1 pseudogene is annotated in these 1,290 nt (G+C 36.3%); it reads left to right on the top strand.

From position 1 onward, the window contains the following. Positions 1 to 303 precede the first annotated feature (303 nt). Positions 304 to 465, top strand: a pseudogene (locus AB204_RS21830) (transposase); the annotation flags it as partial. Between the last annotated feature and the right edge of the window lie 825 nt (positions 466 to 1,290).

Here is a 1,290-nt window from a genome sequence, read left to right as displayed (position 1 = left end):
GCAGGCGGGGCGGTGGCCTTGTTATTTTGCGGCACGTATCCCACGGTGTAATAACGTTCGGTTCTGGCGGCTTTATTTACCGCCCGGTTTTGCTTAGAATGCGCCTTAGCCATCATTCAACTCCTAATCAGTTGGTTGTGGTCAGCGGGGTTAACGTGTTGGTAGCACTTTAACCCCGCGTTAAATCAACAGGTTATTTTACCTTGCCAGTGCCTGTAACTGCTTCTTGGTTAAAAAGGCATCCAGTATTTCTTGACCACTACAGTTCGTGTTGTTTTTAATTTAAGCACTCACGCTCTCGCCCTGCATAGATTTATAGTCATTCCTAAACGTTGGGTTGTTGAACGCTCGTTCAGTTGGTTGGAAAAATGCAGACGGCTTTGGAAAAATTGCGAACGAAAACTGAATACCAGTCTGCAAATGATCAATTTAGCTTTCTTAGTGGTGTTATTAAAAAGACTCTGAACAGGTTGTAAGTTAAAGTCATTCTATTCCTTTATCAAAGTGTCCGAATTTATTAAAGCACAACAATCAAAAACCGATATATATATAAATGTACATGTACATAGTATATAAATGTACATAATATTGTGATATTGGCTGTAAAAACACCTCAATAACCACCTGGTTTGTATGTCTTTCCAGTGTTTGACTTAAAAATCCTACATACTTGATCCCGTCAAAACTATCAGTAAATCACGTTAGCAATCATTTTCTTCATTTATTATTTGCTAACCATATTTTTCTATTTGAAATCAAAAAAATCGCTAGTACACTTAGTATACTTTTTCACTGTTCAGAGTCTCTTTTCATTGCACTCTTGTAGGTGAAAAACAGACATAAGTGTCAATTTTTATCTTGTGAAAACCGCACTTAAGAGATTAAATAGCCATCGTAAAACAGTCGCTTACAAACGGAGTGGAGTTGTCTCCACAATTCAAGATAGACCTTCATGACATATTGTAAACTCTAGAAAATATCAGGCCGCTTTTGAAAGGCAGGGGGCTGTTTTTTTCTGATAGTGTTTATCTAATGTCATGACAGAAGAGAGTAACGATAAAACCAAAGTAGCAAGTTCAATTTTAATTAGTTGATTTTCAAGGTTAAAATTCCATAGCCGTTTTCTCATATCAGATTTGATTATGAAGGGGGGAATGATGTTTTTCCATGTCGTCAACAAAAATAAGATTATCGTATTTACTTTAATATTGGGAATTGCCATTTTATTTTTATCTTTTAATAACAGTCGATTGGGGATTATTGGTTACGCTGATAAACATTGTCAGAAGA

This window comes from Xenorhabdus khoisanae (assembly GCF_001037465.1).
In the GTDB taxonomy this organism is placed as follows: Bacteria; Pseudomonadota; Gammaproteobacteria; order Enterobacterales; family Enterobacteriaceae; genus Xenorhabdus; species Xenorhabdus khoisanae.
This window is presented reverse-complemented; position numbering and strand designations above follow the sequence as displayed.